Annotated in this window: 3 protein-coding genes; all 3 read right to left on the reverse strand. The window is 63.5% G+C overall.

Annotated elements, in window-relative coordinates; all coding sequences use genetic code 11:
- Positions 1–431 (reverse strand): ATP-binding cassette domain-containing protein (locus tag EN750_RS28320; protein ID WP_145967980.1); only part of this gene is annotated, 431 nt, incomplete at its 3' end.
- 93 nt (positions 432–524) lie between these two features.
- Positions 525–1,604, reverse strand: a complete 1,080-nt coding sequence (locus EN750_RS28325; protein WP_127398709.1) for a sugar ABC transporter substrate-binding protein — start codon at positions 1,602–1,604, stop codon at positions 525–527.
- Positions 1,605–1,856: 252 nt separating this feature from the next.
- Positions 1,857–2,628: AraC family transcriptional regulator (locus tag EN750_RS28330; RefSeq protein WP_145967981.1), on the reverse strand; the 772-nt coding region annotated here is incomplete at its 5' end.

The following is a 2,628-nucleotide window of genomic DNA, read 5'->3' on the forward strand; positions in this document are numbered from 1 at the left end:
CTTGGGATACGCGCCGATAGCTCGTTGAGCAGCGTCCAGGCGCGCACTTCCATCGCCACCTCGTCCAGCCGCAGCGGGTTGAGCTCACGGCCGAGAAAGATGTTGGCGACGATGTCGAGGTTCTCGCACAGCGCCAGATCCTGGAACACGGTGGCTATGCCGAGCGTCAGCGCCGCACTCGGATCTGCAAGCGTCACCTGTTGGCCGCGATAATTGATGGTGCCCGAACTCGGCTGATGCACGCCGGCCAGGATCTTGACCAGGGTCGACTTGCCGGCGCCATTGTCGCCGACCAGCGCCACCACCTCGCCAGCATGGACATCGAGATCGATGTCGGTGAGCGCCGAAACGGCGCCGAAATTCTTCGAAACGCCGCGCAGGCTGAGCACCAGCTCGCCTGCCGGAACCGGTTCGTCCGGGGTATCGATCATGCCAGGAAGCCTTTCAAAACCGGTTCAAATGTCGGATGAGCGCTGCCTGGCCACCGCACGGTGGCCAGGCAGCGGAGCGGGCAAGGGTCGCGGTCAGTTCCCGATGCCCAGCTTCTTGCAGCCTTCCGCGTAACGATCGACGCAGAGTTCGGCCGCGGTGTTGATCTTCTTGTCGATGATCTCGGCCTTCAGGTTTTCCTGCGTCACCACGGCCGGCGTGAACAGCTGCGAGGGCGTGTCGTACAGCGTCATCTCGGCCTTCGGCGTCTCGCCCGAAAGCAGCTTGATGGCGATGTTGGCGGCGGCCGCCGCCACGATCTCGCTCGGCTTGGAGATGGTGTTGTACTGGTCGCCGGCGATGATCAGCTGCAGTGCCGCGATCGTCGCGTCATTGCCGGTCACCGGCGGCACCGGATCGACGCCGGCCGCCTTGAAGGCCGCGATGGCGCCGCCGCCGGTGCCGTCATTGGCCGCAACCACGCCGAGGATTTTTGGTCCGAAGCGGGTGATCTGGCCGCCGGCCCATTGCTGCGCCTTCGGCGGCGCCCATTCCGGCGTGTCGTATTCGGCCAGGATCTTGTAGCCACTGTTGTCGAGGCCGGCATGGATGCCCTTCTTGATCAGGCCGGCCGCCGCGTCGGTCGGCGAGCCGTTGATCTGCAGCACACCGCCGCTGGCCGGATCGACCTTCAGCGCCTTCAGGTGCTCGACCAGCGAGTCGGCGATGGCCTTGCCAATGCCTTCATTGTTGAACGACACATAGAAATCGGCCGGCGCTGTCGGGATCGGCCGGTCATAGGCGATGACCTTGATGCTCTGGCTCTGCGCCAGCTTGACCAGCGAGGCGGCGGCGGTCGAGTCGACCGGGTCGAGCACGATCGCCTTGGCGCCCTGCGAGATCACCGAGTTGAACTGCTGCTGCTGGCGCGAGGCGTCGGCATCGGCGTTCTGGTAGAGCACCTTGCAGCCCGGGCACAGCTTCTTCATCTCGGCGGCGAAGCCGGGATAATCATGCTGCTCGTAGCGGGTCGAGGCCTGGTCGGGCATCAGGAAGGCCACGGTGGCGTCGGTGACTTCGGCGGCCATGGCGGTGCCAGCCAGCAGCGACAGCGCAAGGGCTGCCATGCCGGCGGACTTGCCAGCGGACTTCAATGAAGATGAAAGTTTGGTCATTCGGTCTTCTCCGTTTCTGGATATGGTTGTAAGAAGGTCGCTGACTGCTTTGGTGTGGAGACACGCCTCCGCCCTCGCCCCAAACTGCAATTGGGAATTAGGGTCCGGCGCCGGCCTTTCGAGTCCGCGCCTACATCCTCCGCTAAGCGGAGGAAATTTGAGACAAGTGTGCTCCATCGCGAACCGCTCCACGCGGCTCACGTCGTCATGCAAAAGAAAAATTCCTCCCTTGGTTCCTCCCTGGCTCCTCCGTTAAGCGGCTTTTCCCGCGTTGATGTTGTCGGCCAGCAGGCGCCTGAAGCGCGAGGGCGGCATGCCCTTCTCCGCCAGGAACTGCCGGTTGAAATTGGACAGATTGTTGAAGCCGACCTCGTAGCAAATGTCGGTGATCGAGGCCTGCTCGTCGCTCATCAGGATCTGGCAGGCGAGGTTGATGCGCAGCCGCTTCACATACTGCACCAGCGACATGCCCGTGTGACGGCGAAACGAGCGCGAGAACGCACCGGTCGACTGGCCGGCGATGGCGGCGAGATCCGCCTCGTCGAACAACTGCGTCAGGTTCTCCCTGATATAGGCGAGCGCCTTGTTCATGCCGGCGGTCATGTAGCCGGAGGGATCGGGCCGGTAGCTGGCGCTGGCCAAAAGCTGGAATTCCTGGGCGCGGCTGAGCAGGCCGGCGATCATCATGAACAGTTCGATGCGGCGCACGCCTTGCGCCTGCATCATCTCTTCCATCAGCGGCGCCAGCGCCTTGCTGGTGCGGCTGGAAAACAGCACGCCGCGCCGCGACGCCTCGAGCAGAGCCGCAAGTCCCGCCAACTCCGGCAGCACATGCATGGCATCGCCGATGAAACTTTCGGAAAACTGAATGATGCGGCCGCGCAGCGGGATCGAACTGTCCCTAGGGATATCGCTGACCCAATTGTGCGGCAGGTTCGGTCCGGTCAGCACCAGATTGCCCGGCTCGAACTCGCCGATGAAGTCGCCGACGAAATAGCGGCCGTTGGTGAAGATCACCTGATGC

Source organism: Mesorhizobium sp. M7A.F.Ca.ET.027.03.2.1 (genome assembly GCF_003999175.1).
Lineage (GTDB): Bacteria > Pseudomonadota > Alphaproteobacteria > Rhizobiales > Rhizobiaceae > Mesorhizobium.